Genomic DNA, 1,518 nt, shown 5'->3' with positions numbered 1-1,518 from the left:
AGCCTCGCCGCCAAGACCGGCCTGTCCGAGAAGAAGATCGCCGCCTGGAAGAGCGCAGCCAAAGCCCTGAGCTGAGACGCGCTATATCCCTCATCACCAATTTTTTCGGCTTTTCAAAGATATGAAATTCAGGAAAGGCCAAGATGGCTATAGTTGCCAGCATGGGCCTGGCCGGATTTGAACCGGCGGCCACTCGGTTATGAGCCGAGCGCTCTAACCGGACTAAGCTACAGGCCCAGAGGAATGCGCCGCCAACAGGGCTCGAACCTGTGACATTCTGGTTGCTGCTTATTCAATTAACAGCCAGACACTCTACCATCTGAGTTATGGCGGCTCGACCACCACCCTGGATGCACAATGATTTAAGCCTTTTGATTAGAGAGGATATCTCATGCGCGTCCTGAAGAGAGATTTGCGTGGCGAGGAGGGCGAGATCGCCCTTCTTCCCGAGTCCCTGGATGACCTGTGGCACCTGCGCCACTTAGTGGAGAGGGGAGACCTGGTATTCGCCCTGAGCCAGAGAAAGGTTCCAGCGATTGCTGACAAGGCCAGGCCGGAGAAGATGGAGAGAAAGACGGTACGCCTGGGCGTCAAGATAGAAGATGTAGAGTTTCACATGTACTCCAACTGGCTGCGGCTGCATGGACGCATAGTATCGGGCATGGATGTGGGATCGTACCACACCCTGAATATCGAGGTGGGAACGGACCTGTCCATACTCAAATATCACTGGAGGCCAGACCTCTTGGCACGAATCGATGATGCGGTGAAAGAATCGCAACGGCCCAAGGTGGTGCTGGCCCTGGTGGAGGAGGGAGAGGCCACCATAGGCCTTCTCCGCCAGTTCGGGGTGCAGATGGCAGCAGAGATTCGCATGAGCAGCGGCAAAGGGAGCGGCGAGGACACCCGGGCCTCGTTTATGAGAGGGGTGGCCGAGGCCATAGATAACGCCGCCCAGGAGGGAGCGGACGTGATCCTCGCTGGCCCGGGATTTGCCAAGGACGACCTGAAGAAGGTGATAGACTCCTCTCACCCCGACCTGGCGAAGAGGATCGCCATGGACGATGCTTCCTCAATTGGCAGATCGGGCTTCCAGGAGGTGCTCCGCCGGGGAGCGGTGAAAAGCGTCCTTGAGTCCAGCCGCATAGCCAGGGAAGCAAAGCTGATCGAGGAGCTATTCAGGGAGATCGCTACGGACGGCAAAGCGGCCTACGGCATCGCCGAGGTGCAGAAGGCGATGAATTACGGAGCCATAGAGAGCCTGCTGGTCTTGGATGAACTCGCCCGCCGGGATGATGTGGACGATATCATGCGCCAGGTAGGCAATTCCCGCGGCAAGGTGATCATATTCAGCTCTGAGTTTGAGCCCGGGGATAGGCTGGCCTCTTTGGGCGGAGTGGCGGCATTGCTCAGGTTCAAGATAGCATGATCAAAGGGGGATGAAATGACCAGATGCTGCAAGTGTCCTATGCCTGCCGTAATCTATCAGAAGTACTCAGGAATGCATCTATGCCAATC

The 1,518-nt window shown here is 56.9% G+C and carries 1 protein-coding gene and 2 tRNA genes; 1 reads left to right on the top strand and 2 read right to left on the bottom strand.

Annotated elements, in window-relative coordinates; translation table 11 throughout:
• Positions 1-162: 162 nt before the first annotated feature.
• Positions 163-237 (bottom strand) — tRNA-Ile (locus BP727_RS01400).
• A 9-nt stretch (positions 238-246) separates the two neighbouring features.
• A tRNA-Asn gene (locus BP727_RS01395) sits at positions 247-334 on the bottom strand.
• Positions 335-391: 57 nt separating this feature from the next.
• Between BP727_RS01395 and BP727_RS01390 the strand changes: the two genes are divergently transcribed.
• Positions 392-1,429, top strand: a complete 1,038-nt coding sequence (locus BP727_RS01390) for an mRNA surveillance protein pelota (protein WP_286857027.1) — start codon at positions 392-394, stop codon at positions 1,427-1,429.
• Positions 1,430-1,518: the final 89 nt, after the last annotated feature.

It is taken from the genome of Methanosaeta sp. UBA356, from assembly GCF_002496465.1.
GTDB classification, from domain to species: Archaea; Halobacteriota; Methanosarcinia; order Methanotrichales; family Methanotrichaceae; genus Methanothrix; species Methanothrix soehngenii.
This window is presented reverse-complemented; position numbering and strand designations above follow the sequence as displayed.